The following is an 18,716-nucleotide window of genomic DNA, read 5'->3' as shown; positions in this document are numbered from 1 at the left end:
CGCCGTGCGGCGGGTTCGCGGCGTCGCGCTTCGACGTCGGCCGCGTCGCTCGCGGCCGCGAGAACCGCGCCTCGAAAAGGGTCGGTGGGTTACGAGACGAGGAGCTCCTCGCCGCGGTCGACCGTGATCCGGCACGGGGGCGAGAGCTTGTTGTACGCGCGGCGGAACGCCTCCTTCACCGCGGGCGCCTGCTCGACGTCGCAGTACGCGGTGAAGACGACGTCGTCCGCGTTCAGGCGGGCGGCCGTCCCGACCGGCTTGCCGAACGCCTGCCGCATCCCGTCAGAGACGCGGTCCGCGCCGGCGCCGGTCGCCTGCTTGTTCTCCCGGATGACCTGGTGGGGGAACTTGCGGAGGGTCATCTTGTAGTTGCCCTCGCCGAGCTCCTTGATCAGGTGGCGGTTCGCCGAGAGGCGCGCGCTCTCCAGCGAGCCGTGGCGGATCTGGAGCTCCTCCTCGACGCGGAGGCTGATCTGGACGGGGTAGTCGTCGGGCTCCGAGGAGAGGTCGCCCATGTTGTGCTGGGCGATCTTCGAGCCGGGGATCCCGGTGATGTATTCGCGGCGGGTGTACGACGGCTTGTCGATCGTCCGATACATAGAGGCGGGTTTGTCAGACATGGCTACTTGCCCGATGTAGCCCGCGCTGCGGCGATAAACCCTTCGATACCGCGGCGTTGTCGCCGCGTTTCGCGGCCCTCACCGCCTCACTCCTCGGGCGTCGGTCCGAGCGCGACGTGGTCGAACCCCCGGTCCGCCAGCCGCTCGGCGGCCCGGTCCGTGACCGAGGGCGCGACGAGGACGCCGCGAACGACGGGGTCGGTCCCGTCGTCGTTGCTGTCGCCGTCGCCGTTGCTGTCCCCGTCCCCGTCGCCGTCTCCCTCCGATCCCGCCGCCCTCAGCTCCTCGCGGAGCGCCCGCACGTACCGCGCGAGCTGGCCGACCGCGTCCGGGCCGACGCGCCGGCGCTTCAGTTCGACGACGACGGGGGTGCCGTCGGCGTCGACGCCGAACACGTCCATCGGACCGGCGCTGGAGGGGCGCTCGGTCTCCCGGGGTTCGAACCCCGGCTCGACGAGTTCGGGACGCTCTAGGATTCGGGTCCGGAGGTCCTCCTCGCTGCCGTGCAGGGTGAGGTCTCGCCCGCCGGTGACCGCCATCGCGGAGAGCTGGTGGACCCGCTCGAACCGCACCGTGAGCGTCTCGTCGGGATTCGTTCGGGTCGAGCGCACCCGGAGCCGCCCCTCGCGGACCGCGGCGCGGTGCTCCGACCCCGGCGGCTGCCAGTTGACGGGCTGGCGGCCCTCGTCGGTGTGCACGAGGGCGGCCCCGTCGGGCTTCAACACGAGCAGCCGGTCGCCCGCGCCGAGGTCGGAGGCGGCGCGGCCCTCGTATCTGACCGTACAGCGCCCGAAGACGCTGATCAGGTCGCCGCGCTCGAAGGCGTCCTCGAGCTCCCAGAGGGCCTCGCGGTGGCTCGGGTCGTGGACGCTCGTGACTGTCACTACTACTCGTACGTGGTTGTCGCTCAAAAAGGAAGCGCGGTCGATTGTTTATAAATGGTCGGGAGTGGATCGGTGGAGAACGTCTCCAAAGCCCCAGCCGCGAGGACTCGCGCGCATTGCTGCGCTCCTCGCTCGCGTTGCTCGCTGCGGTGCTTGCTGCAGCGTGCTTCGTCCTCGCGGCTGCCCCTTTGAGTCCCGCCCGCACGGCACCGCACCTCACGCCTCCCCAGCCTCGCGGCTCACGGCTCGCGGCTTCGCCGCTCGCGTTCGCCGCGTCCCTCGCACGCGCTCCTCGTGGCCTGTCGGCCACTCGGAGGCGCGCGCCACCGCACAAATCTGATTATAAACGCCGCCGCCGCGTTACGTCCCGTGCTCCCAGCTGTCCATGTACTCGCGCTGCTCGTCGGTGAGCGCGTCGTGTTCGACGCCCTCGGCGGCGAGCTTGATCTCGGCGACCTCGCGGTCGAGCGCATCCGGCACGTCGTGGACGCCGGGCTCGTAGCTCTCGCCGTTCTCCGCGAGCTCGCGGACGACGACCGCCTGGACGCCGAAGCTCTGGTCCATCACCTCGACCGGGTGGCCGAGCGAGATGGGCGCGGCGAGGTTGACGAGCCGGCCCTCGGCGAGCACGTTCAGGACGCGGCCGTCCGCCAGCTCGAACCCCTCGACGCCGTCGCGGACCTCGTAGCGGTCGACGGCGAGGTCGTCGAGGTCCTCTAAGTTCACCTCCACGTCGAAGTGACCGGCGTTCGCGAGGAGGACGCCGTCCTCCATTCGCTCGAAGTGCTCGCGGGTGATCACGTCGCGGTTCCCCGTCGTCGTGATGAACACGTCGCCCTTCTCGGCGGCCTCGGCCATCGGGAGGACCTCGTACCCCTCCATGTGCGCTTCGAGGGCCTTCCGCGGGTCGACCTCGCAGACGATGACGTTCGCGTTCTGGCCGGACGCCTTCTTCGCGACGCCCTTCCCGCACTGGCCGTAGCCGCCGACGACGACGTTCTTGCCGGCCCACGAGAGGTTCGTCGTCATCGCGATGGTCGCCAGCGACGACTCTCCCGTCCCGTGGACGTTGTCGAACAGCTGCTTCATCGGCGTGTCGTTCACCGCGAAGACGGGATAGTTGAGCTCCCCGTCGGCGTCCATCGCGCGCAGGCGGTGGACGCCCGTGGTCGTCTCCTCGGCGCCGCCGACGATGGAGTCGATGAGGTCGGGGTACTCCTCGTGGACGAGCTTCACCATGTCCATCCCGTCGTCGACGGTGATGGTGGGGTCGTGGGCGATACAGGCGTGCATCGCGTCGTAGTACTCGTCGTCGTCGACGCCCCGGACCGCGTAGGAGGTGATCGACTCGTGGGTGTCGAGCGCGGCCGACACGTCGTCGTGGGTCGACAGCGGGTTACACCCGGTGATCGCGACCTCGGCGCCGCCGTCGGCGAGCAGCTCGACGAGGTTCGCCGTCTTCGCCTCGACGTGCATCGCCATCGCGATCGTCTCGCCGGCGAGCGGCTGCTCGTTCACGAACTCCTCGCGGAGCGCGTTCAAAATTGGCATATGCTGGAGCGCCCAGTCCATCTTCCGGCGCCCCTCCTCTCGGGCCGCTTCGACGTCCGAGAGGTGCTTCGACACCGGCGGATACGCGGTTTCGCTCATGTCACTCGGTTCGCTCACGGCGCACTAAACCCTGCCGACACCGGGTCGCGTCGAGAAAAACAGAAACGGAAACCGCGCCGCCCGCGCGTCGGTTACGACTTCGGTCGTCCGTCAGTTACGGCGGGCCGTTGCCGTTGCCGTTACCGGGGCCGCCCGCGCTGTCGTCGTCATCGCCCTCGTCGTCATCGCTCTCGTCGCCTTCGTCCTCGTCGTCACCGTCGTCTCCGTCCTCGGCCTCTTCCTCTTCGTCCGTGTCGACCTCCTCGCCGTCGTCGCCGTCGTCGCCGTTACCGGCGTGGCTCGGAGGGCCCTGTTCGCCGTCGTTACCGTTGCCCTGGCCCGCGCGGTCCGGCGCGTTGCCGTTCCCGTTACCGGGCGCGTCGCTCTCGTTCTCGGCGCTGTCGTTACCCGCGTCGTCCGGGCCGCCGGGGCCGCCCGCGTGGTCCGGCGCGTTACCCGGGTTGTTCTCCGTCACGAAGTCCGAGACCGCGTCGCCGATGCCGCCCTCGCGGTCGCCGATCTGCTCGATGAACTCGCGGACGAGCTGTCCGAACGGCCGGTCCTCCGCGGCCTCATCGCCGGTCGTCAGGTCGACCGTCGTCGAGACGGTGTCGTTCTCGTACTCGGCGGTCACGTCGACCGTGACGTTCTCCTCGGCGGCGTCGAGGGTGACGGTGCCGTTCTCGTCGGTCTCGTAGCTGCCCTCGCCCTCGTAGGTGACGTTCTGACCGTCGGCGGTCGTGACGTTCACCGAGGCGTTCTCGGCGGCCTCGCCGTCGTCGGTGACCGTGACGACGGGCTCACCGTCGGTGTTCGACACGTCGAGCGCGAGTCCCTCGGCGGGGGCCTCGAGGTCGACCGTCGTCGAGACGGAGTCGTTCTCGTACTCGGCGGTCACGTCGATCGCGACGTCCTCCGCGGCGGCCGGCAGCGACACCGTGCCGTTCGCGTCGGTGGTGTAGTCGCCCTCGCCGTCGTAGGTGGCGTTCTCGTCGGCGGTCGTGACGTTCACCGAGGCGTTCTCGACCGCGGTGTCGTTGTCGGTGACCGTGACGACGGGCTCGCCGTCGGTGTCGTCGACGGCGACTTCGAGCCCATCGGGCGCCTCGAGCAGGACCTCGTCAGCGGACGCGGTCTCGTTATCGGAGGCGGCGGTCACGTTCACCGTCACGTCCTCCTCGGGAGCGGGGAGATCGACGGTCCCGTTCGCGTCCGTCTCGTACTCGCCCGCCCCGCCGTACGACTCGTTCTCCGCGTCGACCACGCTCACGTCGACCGTGGCGTTCTCGACCGCGGTGTCGTTCTCGGTCACCGTGACTGTCGATGTCCCGTCCGCTTCTTGCTCGACGGCCACCTCGAGGTGTCCGTCGGCGGCAGCGACGCCGGTCATCGCGCCGAGCGCGACGACCGCGACCAGTAGGATTGCTGTCGTGCGTCCTTTCATGTCCACTCGGGTCCAGCCGCCCTTACCACATAAAAAGAGAACTCGGTTAAGCCGGATTTAACCAAATTGTGGCCGGGTTTCAGACGCTGCAACGGTCGTTTCGGGATCGAGCGGGGTTTCGACCGTTAATCGATCCGAATCAACGTGGTCCGGGCTCGAAGCAAGCGGATCCGCGGCTCGGGCGCGCTCCGAGCGCGACCGCTCGTCGCCGGTTACCCGTCGACGCGATCGACGAGGTCGGCGGCGGCGCTCGCGGCGCGTTCCTGAACCGCCTCGGCGTCGAGCGTCAGGACCTCGCGGTCGCGCATGAGGACCTCGCCGTCGCAGACCGTGTGGCGCACGTCGCTCCCGCGCGCCGCGTACGCGAGATGCGAGACCGGGTCGTGGACCGGCGTCAGGTGCGGCGCGTCGAGGTCGACGACGGCGAGGTCCGCTGCCGCCCCCGGCTCGATCCGGCCGCCGGGGAGCCCGAGCGCGTCGGCACCCGCCGCGGTCGCCATCTCCACGACGGCCTCGGCCGGGACCGCCGCTGCGTCGTCCGCGGCGAGCTTCCCGAGCATCGCGGCGTCGCGCATCTCGTCGAAGACGTCGAGGTCGTTGTTCGAGGCCGCCCCGTCGGTGCCGAGTGCGACCGTGACGCCCGCCTCGCGGAGCCGCTGGACGGGCGCCATCCCGCTGGCGAGCTTCATATTCGAGGCCGGGCAGTGGACGACCGCGGTCCCCGCGTCTGCGAGCCGGCCGATCTCGGAGCCCTCGAGGTGGACGCCGTGCGCGAAGAAGTCGTCCGGGCCGAGCGCGTCGAGGTCGGCCGCGTACGCGATCGGGCGCTCGCCGCGCTCGTCAACGATGGGGTCGACCTCGTCGGTGGTCTCGTTCGCGTGGAGGTGGACCGGAACGCCCGCCTCGCGCGCCTCGGCGACCCCCTCGCGCAGGTACTCCTCGCCGACGGTCGTCAGCGAGTGCGGCATGAAGGCGGTCCGGATCCGCCCGCCGGCGGCGCCGTCGAACTCGCGGGCGACCGCGAGGCTCTCCGCGACGTCGGCGCGGGCGTCGGCCTCGTCCTTCCCGACCGTCACGACGCCGTGGCCGAGCCGCGCGCGCAGGCCGGCGCGGTCGACGACGTCGGCGACCCGGTCCATCGCGAAGTACATGTCCGCGAACGCGGTCGTCCCCGAGCGGATCATCTCCAGCGCCCCGAGCGCGGCGCCGGCCTCGACGTCGTCGGGCGTCAGCTCCGCCTCCGCCGGCCAGACGTCCTCCCGGAGCCACGCGTCCAGCGGCTTGTCGTCGGCGTACCCGCGGAGCAGCGTCATCGCGACGTGGGTGTGCGCGTTGACGAGCCCGGGGATCACGAGCGACCCCGTCGCGTCGAGGGTCTCGTCGGCGTCGGGAACCTCCCCGGCGTTCGCTCCCGTCTCGTCGGTCGCCGCGTCGTCACCCACCGCGAGGATCGTCCCCGCGTCGCGGTCGATCGTCACGTCGGCCTCGGTCACGGAGCCGTCCGGGCGGAGGACGCGGCCGCCCGTCACGCGAAGCGCGTTCATACTGACGGATTCAGCCCCCCGAACCAAACGGCTTCGGTTCGGGTGCGGCGAGACGGGTCACGACCTCGGGGCCGGGAGCGCGATCGGAGCCGACCGTCCCGCGCCTCCGAAGCCCCTTAGGCCGCTCCCGCCGCAGTGCGAGCATGGCAACCGACGCCCAGCAGGCGTGTTTCGAGGCCGGCATCAAGTTCGGATCCCTCTACCACCAGTTCGCCGGGACGCCCGTCAGCCCGTCGAGCGCGCGGAGCCTGGAGGCCGCGATGGCGGAGTCGATCGAGAACCAGCCGTTCTGCGAGTCGGTGACCGTCGCCATCCACGACGACCGCGTCGCCGACGCGATCGACCACGAGAACGGCTACACCGAACTCACCGGCTCGCTGATGGACGTCGAGATGCGGATCGAACACGAGGGAGTGACGGTCCGCACCCGGATGGAGATGCGCGACGGCTACCCGCTGATGGAGATCGTGTCGGTCGAGGGCGACTGAGCCGCGTCGCTCCCCGACCCACCCGCCCCCGTCGCCTCACTCCGCCGGGTCCACGTCCCGGATGGTCCCCACGCCCTTGCTCGACCCCTCGCGGAAGACGAACCGCTGGCCCTCCTCGACGAGGTACGGCCGGAACTTGAACCGGACCCGCGTCCGGCCGGTGTCGCCGGGGAGGAGCCGCCCCCCCTCGGGCGCGAAGACGGCCGCCTCGGAGACGGTCTCGACGTGGACGACCGGCTCGTACCCCTCCTGAATCCGAGTCGGGTGGTTCAGCACCATCACCTCGGCCTCGAACTCGCGGATCGGGTCGGGGTCGCTCCCGCGCGGCACGAGGGCCATCCCGCGCTCGATCTCCTCCTCGTCGACGCCCTTCAGCGCGATGCCGACGATCCGGCCGGCGGTCGCCTTGTCGACCCGGTGGTAGTGCATCTCGATCGAGCGCGCCTCCACCTCGCGGAAGGAGCCGTCCGCCATCGGGCCGAGCAGGAGCTCGTCGCCGGCCTCCACGGTGCCGGAGTTGACCGTGCCGGACGCGACCGCGCCGACGCCGGTCACCTTGTAGCTCCGGTCGACGTACATCCGGAACTCCGCGCGCTCCGGTGTCGCCCGCTTCGGGAGGGTCTCGAACAGCCGGTCGAGCGTCTCGACCCCCTCCTTCGTCACCGCGCTGGTGCGGAGGAGGGGGACGACGCCGTCGCCGACCTCCGCGACCGCCGCGTCGATCCCGTGGCGGTCGACGAGCAGCGGGGTCTGCCCGGCGTCCCGCAGCATCGACTCGACCTCGCGCTCGACCTCGGCGAGGCGCTCGTCGCTCACGGCGTCCGCCTTCGTGATCGCGACGATCGTCGGCAGCTCGGTCGCGAGCAGGATGCCGAGGTGCTCGCGGGTCGTCTTCGTCGGCCCGTCGTCGGCGGCGACGACTAAGAGTCCGTAGTCGAGCTTCTGGCCGACGAGGCCGCGGATCGTCGTCCGGAGCCACGGCTCGTGGCCGACCGTGTCGACGAACGAGACCAGCCGGTCGGCCTCCTCGACGATGCGGGCGCGGTCGGACTTGCGGTGCGGGTTGTCCATCCGGACCGGCTCGTCGCCGCCGTCCTCGAAGCCGTAGACCGCGTACGAGAGGTCGGCGGAGAGCCCCCGCTCGACCTCGTGGGGCTGGACGTCGAGGAAGCCGCGCGTGCCGCCCTGCCCGTCGTCGGCCCGCCCCGTGACGAGGGTGCCGACGAGCGTCGACTTCCCGTGGTCGACGTGGCCGGCCGTGCCCACCACGAGGTGGTCGTCGTCCGTCTCGAACATCCCGCCGTCGCGGAGGGTGGCGAGCCCGACGAGCCCGGCGTCCGCTCCGTTCCCGTCGGTGCCGGCGCTCCACGTCTCGGCGTCGGCGATGTGGGCGTCGGCCTCGTCGGCCAGCAGCGAGAGGACGTCCATCGTCTCGGAGAAGGCCTCCGGCGCGATCCCGGCCAGCCCGCCGTCGTCGGTGACGCCGAGGACGTACGTCGCCTCGCCGTCCCCGGAGAGCACCCGGTGACGGAGCTGGGCCACGAGCGACTCCATCCGACCCTCGGCTAAGTGGACCTCGCGGGTCAGTCGCTCCTTGAACTCTATCGCCCCGCCGTCGCGCTCGCCGCGCTCGATGGCCCGCCGGAGGGCGGACCGGTCAGCGCTCATACCGGTTCGTAGGCGACAGCCGGGCTTAACGGTTTTCGTGCGATCCGTCCCCACGTCACGCGATCGGTACCGAGCGCTCGGGAGAACTCCCGAGCGGTGCGGGTCGCCCCGGCGTGCGGGTGCCGCGATCGGTCACTCCCCGGTCAGGTCGACGTAGGTCCGGCGGACCGTCACGGGCGTCACGTCGGCGACGTCGGCCGCCTCCCGCTGCGTGCAGTCGGCGTCCAGCTCGCGGGCCGCCGTGTACAGGCAGGCGGCGGCGACGCCGACCGGGTTGCGGCCGTTGGCGATCCCCTCGCTCACGGCGCGCTCAGCGAGCTCGCCCGCGCGGCGCTCCACGTCGGCCGAGCAGCCGAGGTCGCTCGCGAACCGCGGGAGGTACTCCGCGGGTCCGGTCGGGCCGATCGGGAGCCCGAGCTCGCGGTTCATCGCGTCGAAGGCGGCTTGATGCTCGTCCTCGGTCGCCTTCGCCTCGGCGCAGACCTCCCCGACGGTCCGGGCGACGTCCGCGGTGCGGCAGGCGACGTAGACGCAGGCGGCCGAAAAGCCCTCCAGCGACCGGCCGCGCAGCAGGCTCTCGTCCTGCGCGGAGTCGAACAGCGCGCAGGCCGTGTCTCGGACGCTGTCGGGGAGCTCCAAGACGCCGGTCAGCCGGCGGATCTCGGTGTACGCGTACACCTTGTTGCGGTCCCGCTTGGTCGAGATCTGCGCGCGGTTGTGCTGCGTCCGCATCCGAGCGAGCCGCCGGCGCTTGCGCCCCTTCACGCGGGTCGACCGGCCGATCTCCGTCGAGAGCCCGCGGTCGTGCCGGGAGCGCGTCAGCGGCGCGCCGGTGCGTTTGGGGTTCGCGTCGTCGTCGTCGAACGATCGCCACTCCGGGCCGTGGTCGATCCGGTCGGCCTCGACGACGAGCCCGCAGTCGGCGCAGACGCGCTCGGCGGAGTCGACGCGGGTCCGGCCGCCGCACTCGGGGCACTCGTCGACGGCGGTCGCCGTCTCCTCGGCGGTCGCGGTCCCCGCCGTTCCCTCCGTGTCTGTCGTCTCCGCGGAGCGATCGGTCGTCTCGGTGCGGTGCGAACGGGCGCGGGTCGAGCGTGCCTGACTCATCACACGTCGAACTCGGGCCCGATCCCTTACTTAAACCCGGGAGAATTCGGGGTCGATCGCCCGGGTCGGCGCGCTCGAACCGACCGGTAACCGGTCGGTGATATCGGCGCTCGTCACGCCGCAGTACGGTGGTTTTAACCACCCGAGCGAGCTACCCGTTCGCATGACGCTGTCGGAGATCGCGGACGGGCTGGAGGTGACCGCGAGCCAGCGCGAGCGCGGGGTCGCCGTCGCCGACGACACGGAGACGCCGCTCGTCGACCGGCTCGCGGCGCACGCGGACGACCTGCCGTGTACCCCGGCCGCGACCGCGACGCTGGTCGACGCGTACACGGCCGGGCGGAGCGTCGGCGACGCCGCCCGCGAGGCCGGCGTGACGCCGATGACGGGCGCGAAGGCGCTGCACAGCTGCGGCGTCGAGGGCGTCTGCCCGCTCGCCCCGAGCCGCCGGAGCGTCGTCCGCGACTGGCTCGACGGTCGGATCGCGCGCAGCGAGGCGGTCGCGCTCGCCGGCGGCGACGGGGCCGACTTCGCGCTCGCGACGTACGTCGAGACCCACGAGCCGGTCCCCGCGGTCGCCGAGGCCGTCGACGCGCACGTCGCGGGCTCCGCGCCGCTCGGCGACGGCCTCCGAGGTGACGGCGACGCCCTCGGCGGCGCGCTGGGGTCGCCAGACGGGCTGCGCTGACCGTCTCGACCGGCCGCGGCTCCGTTTCTCGCCGTCCGTCCGACCGTTTCAGGACCGAATCCGATCGACCAGTCCCGGCTCCTCGAACTCGATCCCGAGCGACGCGTCGAACGCGCGCTCGTACGTCTCCGCCAGCGCCTCGACGTACGCGCCGGTCCCCGCCGCCGCCGCGGGAGCGTTACGGACCGCGGGGTCGACGGCGGGGAGCCGGGCGTCGGCGGCCGTCTCGGCCTGGTCGCGCTCGGCGTCGGAGCCGCCGGCGCGGGCCACCGCTATCGTCCCGTCGACGCTCCCGCCGACGTCTGCGACCCGGCCGCGGAGCCGCTGGAGCGCGTCGCGGCCGTGCGCCGTCGCGGGGGTCACCGCCTCGACGCGGTCGGCGGCCGTCACCGCCGCGACCGCCTCGTTCGACCCGACGGGGGCGGCGTCGACGACCACGGCGTCGTACGCGGTCGCTGCCTCGCCGATCCGTCCCTCCAGCTTCCGCGCGGCCTCCGCCGTCTTCGCGCGGGCGACGCGCTCGAACGGCGCGCGGGCCGGCACCGCGTCGGCGCGCCCCGGAAGGGCAGACGCGTCGCCGTCTCCCGCCTCTCCCTCGTCGGCACCCTCACCGCCTCCGACGGGGTACGTCGCCGCCGACAGCGACGCGTCGGTCTCGTCGGTGAGCAGCGCCGTGAGGTCGGTGCCGATCCGGCCCGCGACGTGCTCGGAGAGCCCCTGCGTCGTGAACGCGGCGTCGATCACGGCCACGTCGCGGCCGTCGCGAGCGCCCAGCGCGGCCAGCTCGACGGCGGTTCGCGTCGTCCCCGCGCCGCCGGTCGCCCCGACGAGCGCGAGCGTCGTCGCCTGCATGCGCTCCGCTACTCGGGGTTTCGCTGTTAACTCTGTTGCACGGCGGTCGCCGGCGCGGTTCCCTCGCCCGAGGGGAGCGTCGCCGACCCCGACCGCTCACTCCGCGATCGCGTCGGCGACGGCGTCCAGTTCGTCGTCGGAGAGGTCCGGCCGCTTCCCGCCGACGGCGTGGAGCGGCGCGCCGCCGTCGCCCTCGAACCGCGGGATGACGTGGACGTGGACGTGCGGGACCTCCTGGCCGGCCGCCTCGCCGTCGTTGATCCCGACGTTGGCGCCGTCGGCGTCGACCGCGGCCTGGACCTTCGGGGTGAGCTCGGTCACGACCGCGAACAGCTCGCTCGCGAGGTCGCCGTCGAGGTCGCCCACGTGCTGCGCGTGCGACTTCGGTATCACGAGGGTGTGGCCGCGCGCGAGCGGGTTGGCGTCGAGGAACGCCAGCACGTCGTCGGTCTCGTGGACGGTCCGCGCCGGGATGTCGCCGGCGGCGATCGAACAGAAGATGCAGTCGTCGGACATGTTCGAGGGGTCGGCGGCGCGGCCCATCAAGGTTTCCCGGGGCGGCGGTCCTCCCCTTCTGACTCCGGCCGCGACCTACTCCTCCGCGTCGGGGAACGGCACGTCGATCAGGTCGCCGTCGTCGGGGAGGACGACGTCGCCGTCGAACGCCTCCCGCGCCTCCCGGCGGATCGGCGAGGCGTCGGCGGCGTACCGCGAGGAGATGTGGACGAGCGCCAGCCGCTTCGCGTCGGCGCGCGCGGCGATCTCTCCGGCCTCGCGCCCGGTCGAGTGGGCCGTGTCGCGGGCGCGGTCGGCCATGTCGTCGGCGAAGGTCGCGTCGTGGACGAGGAGGTCGGCGCCGGCGGCGGCCTCGACCGTCCGCTCTCGCGGGCGCGTGTCGGCGGTGTAGACGAGCGTCCGCCCGGGCCGCGGCGGGCCGACGACCTGCGCCGGCTCGACGACCGTCCCGTCCTCCGCCTCGACGGGTTCGCCGGCGTGGAGCCGGCCGAACTTCGGGCCGACGGGGACGCCGAGCTCCTCCGCCTTCGGGCGGTCGAACCGGCCGGGCCGGTCGTCCTCGTCGAGGACGTACCCCTGCGAGACGGTCCGGTGTTCCGTCTCGAACGCGCGGACCGCGTAGCCGTCGGCGTCGAGTGCGACCTCGCCGGGCGCGGCCTCCTCGATGCGCACCCGGAACGCGGGGTCGTGGCCGACCGCGTGGACCAACTCGTGGAGGTCGTCCGCCGTCCCCGGCGGGCAGTGGACCGTCAGCGGCGCCGCCCGGTCGTTGAACCCGAGCGTCTGGACTAAGCCCGGGATCCCGAGCACGTGGTCGCCGTGGAGGTGCGAGACGAACACGTGGTCGATCCCGAACCCGGTGCCGTGCCGCATCATGCCGCGCTGGGTCCCCTCGCCGCAGTCGAAGAGGAGGCGGTCGCCCTCGCGGTTGACGAACAGCGCGCTCGGCGCGCGCTCGGTGGTCGGGACGGCGCCGCCCGTGCCGAGGAACGTGACGCGAAGGGACATGCTCGCACGTCGGTGCGGCGGTTGTAAACCGGTATCGATGACGACGCGGCCCGCGCGGCGACACGCACATGTGCCCGCCGCCCCGAGCGCGCCCATGCACGACTCGATCGCCGCGCTGGTCGAACGGGAGGGATGGCGCGCCGAGGGCGACGCCGCGCGCGTCCACTACGACGGGGGCGGCGGGGACCGGGTCGCGGTGGAGTTCTACGCGGACGCCGAGCGCGTCCTCTACTGGACGGTGCCGGCCGCCGGGTCGGACGCTTCCACCGAACCGGACCCGTCCGCCGAATCCGACGGGAGCGCCGCCACGGCGGTCCCCGTTCCCCGCGAGCGGATTCCGGACCCCCTCCGCCGGCGCATCCGAGAGGACCTCGACGCCGCCGGCGTCGACCCGTCAGTCGAGCGTCGCGAGGTGTGAGGGGCCGCCGCGCTCGAGGGAGTACCCGACGAGCGAAACGCGGTCGTTGACGCCCGATACCGGAGATTTCCGCCGATATGTTTCGATTCGAAGGAAACCTATTTGCGGCGCGATACGATATGAAACGGTAATGAGTAGCGTCGAATGGGAGGAAGACGACCCCTTCGAGGAACAACGGGACAAGATCGAGAACCCGATGAAACGCCTGTTCCTCGCGTACGGTCGCGACTACCTCCCGCAGGTCTCCGTCGGTATCCTCGCCAGCGTCTTCGCGCGGCTCTTGGATCTCCTCCCGCCGCTGATGCTCGGGATCGCCCTCGACGCGATCTTCCGCGGCGAGGCGCCGTTCAACGAGCAGATCCCGCTCGTGTTGCTGCCGGACGCGTGGCTCCCGACCGCGCAGACCGATCAGTTCTGGTTCACGATCGCCGTCCTCGTCGGCGCGTTCACCTTCGGCGCGGCGTTCCACTGGCTCCGGAACTGGGGGTTCAACGCGTTCGCGCAGAACATCCAGCACGACGTCCGGACGGACACCTACGACAAGATGCAGCGGCTGAACATGGAGTTCTTCTCGGACAAGCAGACCGGGGAGATGATGTCCATCCTCTCGAACGACGTGAACCGCTTGGAGCGGTTCCTCAACGACGGGATGAACTCCGTGTTCCGCCTGTCCGTGATGGTGGTCGGGATCAGCGTTCTGCTGTTCTGGATCAACTGGCAGCTCGCCTTGGTCGCGCTGCTCCCGGTCCCGATCATCGCCGGGTTCACCTACCTGTTCATCAAGACCATCCAGCCGAAGTACGCTGAGGTGCGGTCGACGGTCGGCAAGATGAACTCCCGGCTGGAGAACAACCTCGGCGGCATCCAGGTGATCAAGTCGTCGAACACCGAGCCGTACGAGTCCGACCGCGTCGACGACGTCTCGATGGACTACTTCGGCGCCAACTGGGACGCGATCACGACCCGGATCAAGTTCTTCCCGGCGCTCCGCGTGCTCGCCGGCATCGGTTTCGTCCTCACGTTCGTCGTCGGCGGCCTCTGGGTGTTTCAGGGCCCGCCCGGCCCGTTCTCCGGCGAGCTCTCCGAGGGGATGTTCGTCGTCTTCATCCTCTACACCCAGCGGTTCATCTGGCCGATGGCGCAGTTCGGGCAGATCATCAACATGTACCAGCGCGCCCGCGCCTCCTCCGCGCGGATCTTCGGCCTGATGGACGAGCCCTCGCGGCTCGCCGAGGACCCGGACGCCGAGGAGCTGGTCGTCGGCGACGGCGACGTCGTCTACGACGACGTGAGCTTCGGCTACGACGAGGAGACGATCGTCTCCGACGTCGACTTCGCGGTCGAGGGCGGCGAGACGCTCGCGCTGGTGGGGCCGACCGGCGCCGGGAAGTCCACGGTGCTCAAGCTCCTGCTCCGGATGTACGACGTCGACGACGGCGCCATCCGGATCGACGGGCAGGACGTCCGCGACGTGACGCTCAAATCGCTCCGCCGGTCGATCGGCTACGTCGGCCAGTCGTCGTATCTGTTCTACGGCACCGTCCGCGAGAACATCACGTACGGCACGTTCGACGCGACCGACGAGGAGGTCCGCGAGGCCGCGCGGGCCGCGGAGGCCCACGAGTTCATCGAGAACCTCCCGGACGGCTACGACACGATGGTCGGCGAGCGCGGCGTGAAGCTCTCCGGCGGGCAGCGCCAGCGCGTCACCATCGCGCGGGCGGTCCTCAAGGACCCCGACATCCTCATCCTCGACGAGGCGACCTCCGACGTCGACACCGAGACTGAGATGCTGATCCAGCGCTCGCTCGACCGGCTCACGGCCGACCGGACGACGTTCGCGATCGCGCACCGGCTCTCCACGATCAAGGACGCCGACACCATCCTCGTGTTGGAGGGCGGCGAGGTCGTCGAGCGCGGGACCCACGGCGAGCTGCTCGACAACGGGGGGCTGTACGCCCACCTCTGGGGCGTGCAGGCCGGCGAGATCGACGAGCTCCCGCAGGAGTTCATCGACCGCGCCCAGGAGCGCACCGCGCGCCTGATCGAGGACGCGGAGACCGACGACGACTGAGGGCCGCGCCGGCGCGTCCGGCTTCTCCCCTCGGGCCGCTCACGTCGACAGCCGGCTCCAGTCGTCCGCGCCGTCGCCCTCGCTCTCCTCCCCGCGTTCGCCCGCGGTCGGTGCCTCCCCCCTCGGCTCCTCGCCCAGCGCGTCGAGGATCGCGTCGCGCACCTCGCGCGGCTCGTGGAACCGCGTCCGCTCGCACCGCTCCAGCGTCGTTTCGAGCCGCTCGCCCCCGCTCCCGGTCTCCAGCTCGAAGCCGCCGTACTGCTCGACCAGCTCCCCGACCGACACCGGATAGGCGTGTTCGCGAAGCGCCCGCTTCAGCGGTCCGAACGTCACCCCCGCTGTCCGACCCTGTTCATCGTTCTCATTGCCCATGAGGTGACTGTCACCGCGGATCGGAATAATTCCCCGTGTCGACTCGCGGTCCGTTCGCGGTCGATCCCCCGTCCGATCGTCGGCTATACGGCGCGTCCCGTCGAAGGGACCGCATGCGACTCGCTGACGCCACTTGGACCGACGTGCGCGACGCCGACGTCGACGTCGCGTTCGTCCCCGTCGGCAGCACCGAACAGCACGGCCCCCACGCGCCGCTCGGGACCGACACCCTCGACGCCGTCGCGGTCGCGGAGGCGGGCGCGGCGGCGTACGGGGGTACGGGGGATCGAGACGAGGGGACCGCCGAAGCCGCGGTCGCCCCGCCGATCCCCGTCGGCGTCGCCGAGGAGCACCGCGCGTTCGACGGGACGATGTGGGTTTCGCCGGACGCCTTCCGCGCGTACGTTCGCGAAGCGGCCGAATCGCTGCCGCACCACGGAATCGACCGGGTCGTGTTCGTCAACGGGCACGGCGGCAACGTCGAGGCGCTCGCGGAGGTCGCCCGCCGGTTCTCCCGCGACGGCGCCCACGACGGCTACGCCGTCGCGTTCACCTGGTTCGAGGCGGTCGGCGAGCACGCGGGCGACATGGGCCACGCCGGCCCGCTGGAGACGGCGCTGCTGCGCGCGACGAACCCCGACCTCGTCCGCGAGGACCGCGTCGCGGCCGCGAGCGAGGGGGCCGCCGACCGCTGGGGCGAGTGGGTCTCGGGGGTGAACCTCGCGCACGACTCGGACGAGTTCACGGAGAACGGCGTCGTCGGCGACCCGACCGCCGGCGACGCCGAGCGCGGCGAGGAGCTCCTGACCCTCGCGAGCGACGCGCTGGCGGAGTTGGCGGCGGCGGTCGTCGAGCGGGAGTCAATTTAAAAAGCGACCCGCCGTCGGTCGTCAGCGCGCCGGGGTCGCTTCCTCGGGGATAGCGTAGGGCTGGCCGCACCCGTGTATCTCTAACGTGCAGCCGGGACAGGCGGTATGCTTCTCCCGGCGGTGCGCGACCGACTGTCGCTGTCGTTGTGGATCCGCCTCCAAGCGCTCCCGCAGCTCGTCTGGCAGTTCGCTGAACTCCACGACGGCGCTTCCGCAGACGGGACACTCCATACGACGAATAACCCACCGAATACTAAAGAGACGTTGGTACCCGACAGTTCCCCCGTTCAGCACACTACTCGTATCAGCGTATGCTCGGCCCGTCGTAGGGGACGTTGCTCCCCCCGTACTGGTGGAACTGGCTCTGAACGAACCTCTCGCTACGGATTTCGACGGGCCAACGGAGCGGAATGTCGACTACTCGTCGTCCTCGTCGTCGGCTTCCGCCGCGTCCTGCAGGGCGCCGCGGATCGCGGGGATCGTCCCCGTGAGCGAGGCGACCTCCTCGGCGGCGCTCTCGATGTCGCCGACGAGCGACTCCAGCTCCTCGATCTCCGCTTTCAAATCCTCGGCGTCCTCGAAGGCGTCGGCGCGCTCGCCGAGCACGTACGCCTTCTTCGCCGACCGGACGGAGTCGATCGCGTCGCCGACGTTGAGGGCGGATTTGAGCCCGTTGAGGGCGCCGAGCACGTTGTCCGCGTCCGTCTCCCACACGTCGTCCGGGTCCGGGAGCTCGGCCCGAGCGGCCGCGAGGTGCTCTCGGACCTCGGCGCGGGTCTCCTCGGCCGCCTCGCCGAACAGGTCGTCGTCGTCGAACGTGGACTGGCTCATACCGGAGTCGTCGGGCCGACGCCTTTTAAAAACGCGCCCGAAAGCGGAAGTGAAATCTCCGACGACGGGGCGTCAGGGTCGCGGTCCGGTGCGGGACGGCGTTCAGTTCCGCTTCGGGCGGCGATACACTCCCCGTCCGGGAGGCCATCCGTCACACTCGGTTCCACGGCGCCTCGTCGAAGTCGACGACGCGCTCGCCGCGGTCGAGCGCGTCGATCCGCTCGACGTCCTCGCGGTCGAGGTCGAGGTCGCGGGCCGCCCAGTTCGCCTCGACGTGGTCGAAGCTCGCGGCCTTCGGGATCGGCGCGACCCGCTCCTTCGAGAGGAGCCACGCGAGGCTCACCTGCGCCGGGCTCGCGTCGTGTTTCGCGGCGACCTCTCGCAGCACGTCCACGTCGGCGACGCGGTTGCGAGCGATCGGCGAGTACGCGACGAGCCAATGATCGCGCTCGACCGCGATCTCGCGGAGCTCCTCCTGCTGGAGCAGCGGGTGGCACTCGACCTGGTGGGCGAACACGTCGTGGTCGAGCCGGTCGATCGCTTCCTCCAACTGGTCGGGCCGGAAGTTCGAGAGCCCGATCCGGTCGATTACGCCCTCGTCGACGAGGGCGTCGAGGGCGGGGAGCGTCTCCTCGGGGTCGTAGGTGTGTATCGGCCAGTGGACGTACAGCAGATCGATCGAGTCGACGCCGAGCCGGTCGCGGCTCACCCGCGCCGTCGCGACCGCGTCGTCGTACGAGAGGTTGTCCGTCGAGAGCTTCGTCGCGACGAACAGGTCGTCGCGGTCGACGTCGGTGCGGTCGATCCCCGTCCCGACCGACGCCTCGTTGTCGTACCCCTGCGCCGTGTCGACGTGGCGGTAGCCCGTCTCGACCGCGTGGGCGACCCCGGCGACGCACTCCTCGCCGCGGGCCAGCCTGTACGTCCCGTATCCGAGCCGATCGAACGCGTCCGACATACGTAGTCGGGAGCCGGAGCCCCCGTCAACGTACCGGTCCCGCCCGCTCCCGTCGGTCTCTCCCCTCCCGGGAATCCCGACCGGTAATTATCCCCCGACGACGAGTCGGTATCGGTATGTCGACAAAAGAAGTCTCACTGCGGAGCACGATCGGCGGCGTCTCGGTGGAGGGGAGACTCCACACGCTCAGCGTCTGGTTCATCCTCGCGCTGCGTCTGATGATCGGGCTGGCGTTCTTCCAGAGCGGCCTCGATAAGGTCCTGAGCGGGGAGTTCAGCGCGTCCGGCTACCTCCTGAACGCCCCGGCCGGGAACGGGAGTCCGGCCGCCGGGCTGTTCACCGCGATGGGCGAGACCGCGTGGTTCGTCGAGTTCGTGAACGTCGCGGTGCCGTGGGGGGAACTCCTCATCGGTCTCGGAGTGATCGTCGGCCTGCTCACGCGGTTCGCCGCATTCTGGGGCGCGTTCATGATGGTGCTGTTCTACCTCGGGAACTGGGACATCGGCCACGGCTACATCAACGGCGACTTCGCGTACATGCTCGTGTTCCTCTCGGTCGCCGCCTTCGGCGCCGGGCGCATCCTCGGGCTCGACGCCTACGTCGAGCAGTACGAGGTCGGCGGCGAGCCGCTCGTCGAGCGGTACCCCTGGACGCGCTACCTCCTCGGCTGACCGCCGCCTTCGGCCGAGATCGCGCCGCACAGGGTTTTCAGAACTGATATTTTC

General features: G+C 71.1%; 20 protein-coding genes. 6 read left to right on the top strand and 14 right to left on the bottom strand.

Annotated features, from left to right (window positions below; all coding sequences use genetic code 11):
• Positions 1-89 precede the first annotated feature (89 nt).
• From B4V04_RS15610 to B4V04_RS15590, 5 genes are all read right to left on the bottom strand, one after another.
• On the bottom strand, positions 90-620 hold the full coding sequence (locus B4V04_RS15610) for a 50S ribosomal protein L16 (RefSeq protein ID WP_144800087.1): 531 nt from the start codon (positions 618-620) through the stop codon (positions 90-92).
• Positions 621-706: 86 nt separating this feature from the next.
• Positions 707-1,504 (bottom strand): endonuclease NucS, encoded by a 798-nt coding sequence (gene nucS / locus B4V04_RS15605; RefSeq protein WP_498232639.1) that lies wholly within the window; start codon positions 1,502-1,504, stop codon positions 707-709.
• A gap of 360 nt (positions 1,505-1,864) precedes the next feature.
• Entirely contained in the window at positions 1,865-3,154 is a 1,290-nt protein-coding gene (locus B4V04_RS15600) for an adenosylhomocysteinase (protein ID WP_498232638.1), read from the bottom strand.
• Between the two features lie 115 nt (positions 3,155-3,269).
• A complete protein-coding gene (locus tag B4V04_RS15595; RefSeq protein WP_498232637.1) occupies positions 3,270-4,598 on the bottom strand; it encodes a DNA primase in 1,329 nt (442 codons plus the stop codon).
• Between the two features lie 212 nt (positions 4,599-4,810).
• Positions 4,811-6,142 (bottom strand): amidohydrolase, encoded by a 1,332-nt coding sequence (locus B4V04_RS15590; protein ID WP_498232636.1) that lies wholly within the window; start codon positions 6,140-6,142, stop codon positions 4,811-4,813.
• A gap of 143 nt (positions 6,143-6,285) precedes the next feature.
• Here B4V04_RS15590 and B4V04_RS15585 point away from each other — a divergent pair, with 143 nt between their 5' ends.
• The gene (locus tag B4V04_RS15585) at positions 6,286-6,630 is read left to right on the top strand and encodes a dihydroneopterin aldolase family protein (protein WP_498232635.1); all 345 of its coding nucleotides are present in this window, start codon (positions 6,286-6,288) and stop codon (positions 6,628-6,630) included.
• Positions 6,631-6,666: 36 nt separating this feature from the next.
• Here B4V04_RS15585 and B4V04_RS15580 read toward each other — a convergent pair whose 3' ends face one another.
• Together B4V04_RS15580 and B4V04_RS15575 are read right to left on the bottom strand one after the other, a co-directional pair.
• A complete protein-coding gene (locus B4V04_RS15580; protein WP_498232634.1) occupies positions 6,667-8,298 on the bottom strand; it encodes a GTPBP1 family GTP-binding protein in 1,632 nt (543 codons plus the stop codon).
• Between the two features lie 132 nt (positions 8,299-8,430).
• Positions 8,431-9,405, bottom strand: coding sequence for a transcription initiation factor IIB (locus B4V04_RS15575; protein WP_498232633.1), 975 nt, complete (start codon positions 9,403-9,405; stop codon positions 8,431-8,433).
• A gap of 163 nt (positions 9,406-9,568) precedes the next feature.
• On the opposite strand from B4V04_RS15575, the gene B4V04_RS15570 reads away from it, so the two are divergent.
• Positions 9,569-10,093 carry a DUF7858 family protein gene (locus tag B4V04_RS15570; RefSeq protein WP_498232632.1) on the top strand — a complete coding sequence of 175 codons (525 nt, stop codon included), beginning with the start codon at positions 9,569-9,571 and terminating at the stop codon, positions 10,091-10,093.
• Positions 10,094-10,141: 48 nt separating this feature from the next.
• Here the strand turns inward: B4V04_RS15570 and B4V04_RS15565 are convergent, their stop codons facing one another.
• From B4V04_RS15565 to rnz, 3 genes are all read right to left on the bottom strand, one after another.
• Complete coding sequence (locus tag B4V04_RS15565; protein WP_498232631.1) at positions 10,142-10,945, bottom strand: P-loop NTPase family protein; 804 nt, start codon at positions 10,943-10,945, stop codon at positions 10,142-10,144.
• Between the two features lie 96 nt (positions 10,946-11,041).
• The gene (locus B4V04_RS15560; RefSeq protein ID WP_498232630.1) at positions 11,042-11,461 is read right to left on the bottom strand and encodes an HIT family protein; all 420 of its coding nucleotides are present in this window, start codon (positions 11,459-11,461) and stop codon (positions 11,042-11,044) included.
• Between the two features lie 75 nt (positions 11,462-11,536).
• A complete protein-coding gene (gene rnz / locus B4V04_RS15555) occupies positions 11,537-12,469 on the bottom strand; it encodes a ribonuclease Z (protein ID WP_498232629.1) in 933 nt (310 codons plus the stop codon).
• A 94-nt stretch (positions 12,470-12,563) separates the two neighbouring features.
• On the opposite strand from rnz, the gene B4V04_RS15550 reads away from it, so the two are divergent.
• A complete protein-coding gene (locus B4V04_RS15550; protein WP_498232628.1) occupies positions 12,564-12,887 on the top strand; it encodes a DUF7538 family protein in 324 nt (107 codons plus the stop codon).
• A 130-nt stretch (positions 12,888-13,017) separates the two neighbouring features.
• Positions 13,018-14,961: an ABC transporter ATP-binding protein gene (locus B4V04_RS15545; RefSeq protein WP_498232627.1), complete on the top strand. Its 1,944-nt coding sequence runs from the start codon at positions 13,018-13,020 to the stop codon at positions 14,959-14,961.
• 39 nt (positions 14,962-15,000) lie between these two features.
• Here the strand turns inward: B4V04_RS15545 and B4V04_RS15540 are convergent, their stop codons facing one another.
• Entirely contained in the window at positions 15,001-15,333 is a 333-nt protein-coding gene (locus B4V04_RS15540; protein WP_498232626.1) for a DUF5789 family protein, read from the bottom strand.
• Between the two features lie 113 nt (positions 15,334-15,446).
• On the opposite strand from B4V04_RS15540, the gene B4V04_RS15535 reads away from it, so the two are divergent.
• Positions 15,447-16,202 (top strand): creatininase family protein, encoded by a 756-nt coding sequence (locus tag B4V04_RS15535; RefSeq protein ID WP_498232625.1) that lies wholly within the window; start codon positions 15,447-15,449, stop codon positions 16,200-16,202.
• Positions 16,203-16,223: 21 nt separating this feature from the next.
• On the opposite strand, the gene B4V04_RS15530 is transcribed toward B4V04_RS15535, so the two are convergent.
• From B4V04_RS15530 to B4V04_RS15520, 3 genes are all read right to left on the bottom strand, one after another.
• Positions 16,224-16,433, bottom strand: coding sequence for a hypothetical protein (locus tag B4V04_RS15530; protein ID WP_498232624.1), 210 nt, complete (start codon positions 16,431-16,433; stop codon positions 16,224-16,226).
• A 186-nt stretch (positions 16,434-16,619) separates the two neighbouring features.
• Positions 16,620-17,033, bottom strand: coding sequence for a DUF5790 family protein (locus B4V04_RS15525; RefSeq protein ID WP_498232623.1), 414 nt, complete (start codon positions 17,031-17,033; stop codon positions 16,620-16,622).
• Positions 17,034-17,184: 151 nt separating this feature from the next.
• A complete protein-coding gene (locus B4V04_RS15520) occupies positions 17,185-17,991 on the bottom strand; it encodes an aldo/keto reductase (protein WP_498232622.1) in 807 nt (268 codons plus the stop codon).
• Positions 17,992-18,107: 116 nt separating this feature from the next.
• Here B4V04_RS15520 and B4V04_RS15515 point away from each other — a divergent pair, with 116 nt between their 5' ends.
• Positions 18,108-18,662, top strand: coding sequence for a DoxX family protein (locus B4V04_RS15515; RefSeq protein WP_498232621.1), 555 nt, complete (start codon positions 18,108-18,110; stop codon positions 18,660-18,662).
• Positions 18,663-18,716 lie beyond the last annotated feature (54 nt).

The sequence above is a fragment of the Halorubrum sp. B52 genome (assembly GCF_059752555.1).
Note: the sequence above shows the minus strand (reverse complement) of the source record. Positions and strands in the feature narration are given on the sequence as shown.

Excerpts from the sequence above, each read along its gene's own strand:
- B4V04_RS15610 (WP_144800087.1), bottom strand. The coding sequence starts at position 620 with ATGTCTGACAAACCCGCCTCTATGTATCGGACGATCGACAAGCCGTCG.
- B4V04_RS15600 (WP_498232638.1), bottom strand. The coding sequence starts at position 3,154 with ATGAGCGAAACCGCGTATCCGCCGGTGTCGAAGCACCTCTCGGACGTC.
- B4V04_RS15595 (WP_498232637.1), bottom strand. The coding sequence starts at position 4,598 with ATGAAAGGACGCACGACAGCAATCCTACTGGTCGCGGTCGTCGCGCTC.
- B4V04_RS15590 (WP_498232636.1), bottom strand. The coding sequence starts at position 6,142 with ATGAACGCGCTTCGCGTGACGGGCGGCCGCGTCCTCCGCCCGGACGGC.
- B4V04_RS15585 (WP_498232635.1), top strand. The coding sequence starts at position 6,286 with ATGGCAACCGACGCCCAGCAGGCGTGTTTCGAGGCCGGCATCAAGTTC.
- B4V04_RS15580 (WP_498232634.1), bottom strand. The coding sequence starts at position 8,298 with ATGAGCGCTGACCGGTCCGCCCTCCGGCGGGCCATCGAGCGCGGCGAG.
- B4V04_RS15575 (WP_498232633.1), bottom strand. The coding sequence starts at position 9,405 with ATGAGTCAGGCACGCTCGACCCGCGCCCGTTCGCACCGCACCGAGACG.
- B4V04_RS15570 (WP_498232632.1), top strand. The coding sequence starts at position 9,569 with ATGACGCTGTCGGAGATCGCGGACGGGCTGGAGGTGACCGCGAGCCAG.
- B4V04_RS15565 (WP_498232631.1), bottom strand. The coding sequence starts at position 10,945 with ATGCAGGCGACGACGCTCGCGCTCGTCGGGGCGACCGGCGGCGCGGGG.
- B4V04_RS15560 (WP_498232630.1), bottom strand. The coding sequence starts at position 11,461 with ATGTCCGACGACTGCATCTTCTGTTCGATCGCCGCCGGCGACATCCCG.
- rnz (WP_498232629.1), bottom strand. The coding sequence starts at position 12,469 with ATGTCCCTTCGCGTCACGTTCCTCGGCACGGGCGGCGCCGTCCCGACC.
- B4V04_RS15550 (WP_498232628.1), top strand. The coding sequence starts at position 12,564 with ATGCACGACTCGATCGCCGCGCTGGTCGAACGGGAGGGATGGCGCGCC.
- B4V04_RS15545 (WP_498232627.1), top strand. The coding sequence starts at position 13,018 with ATGAGTAGCGTCGAATGGGAGGAAGACGACCCCTTCGAGGAACAACGG.
- B4V04_RS15540 (WP_498232626.1), bottom strand. The coding sequence starts at position 15,333 with ATGGGCAATGAGAACGATGAACAGGGTCGGACAGCGGGGGTGACGTTC.
- B4V04_RS15535 (WP_498232625.1), top strand. The coding sequence starts at position 15,447 with ATGCGACTCGCTGACGCCACTTGGACCGACGTGCGCGACGCCGACGTC.
- B4V04_RS15530 (WP_498232624.1), bottom strand. The coding sequence starts at position 16,433 with ATGGAGTGTCCCGTCTGCGGAAGCGCCGTCGTGGAGTTCAGCGAACTG.
- B4V04_RS15525 (WP_498232623.1), bottom strand. The coding sequence starts at position 17,033 with ATGAGCCAGTCCACGTTCGACGACGACGACCTGTTCGGCGAGGCGGCC.
- B4V04_RS15520 (WP_498232622.1), bottom strand. The coding sequence starts at position 17,991 with ATGTCGGACGCGTTCGATCGGCTCGGATACGGGACGTACAGGCTGGCC.
- B4V04_RS15515 (WP_498232621.1), top strand. The coding sequence starts at position 18,108 with ATGTCGACAAAAGAAGTCTCACTGCGGAGCACGATCGGCGGCGTCTCG.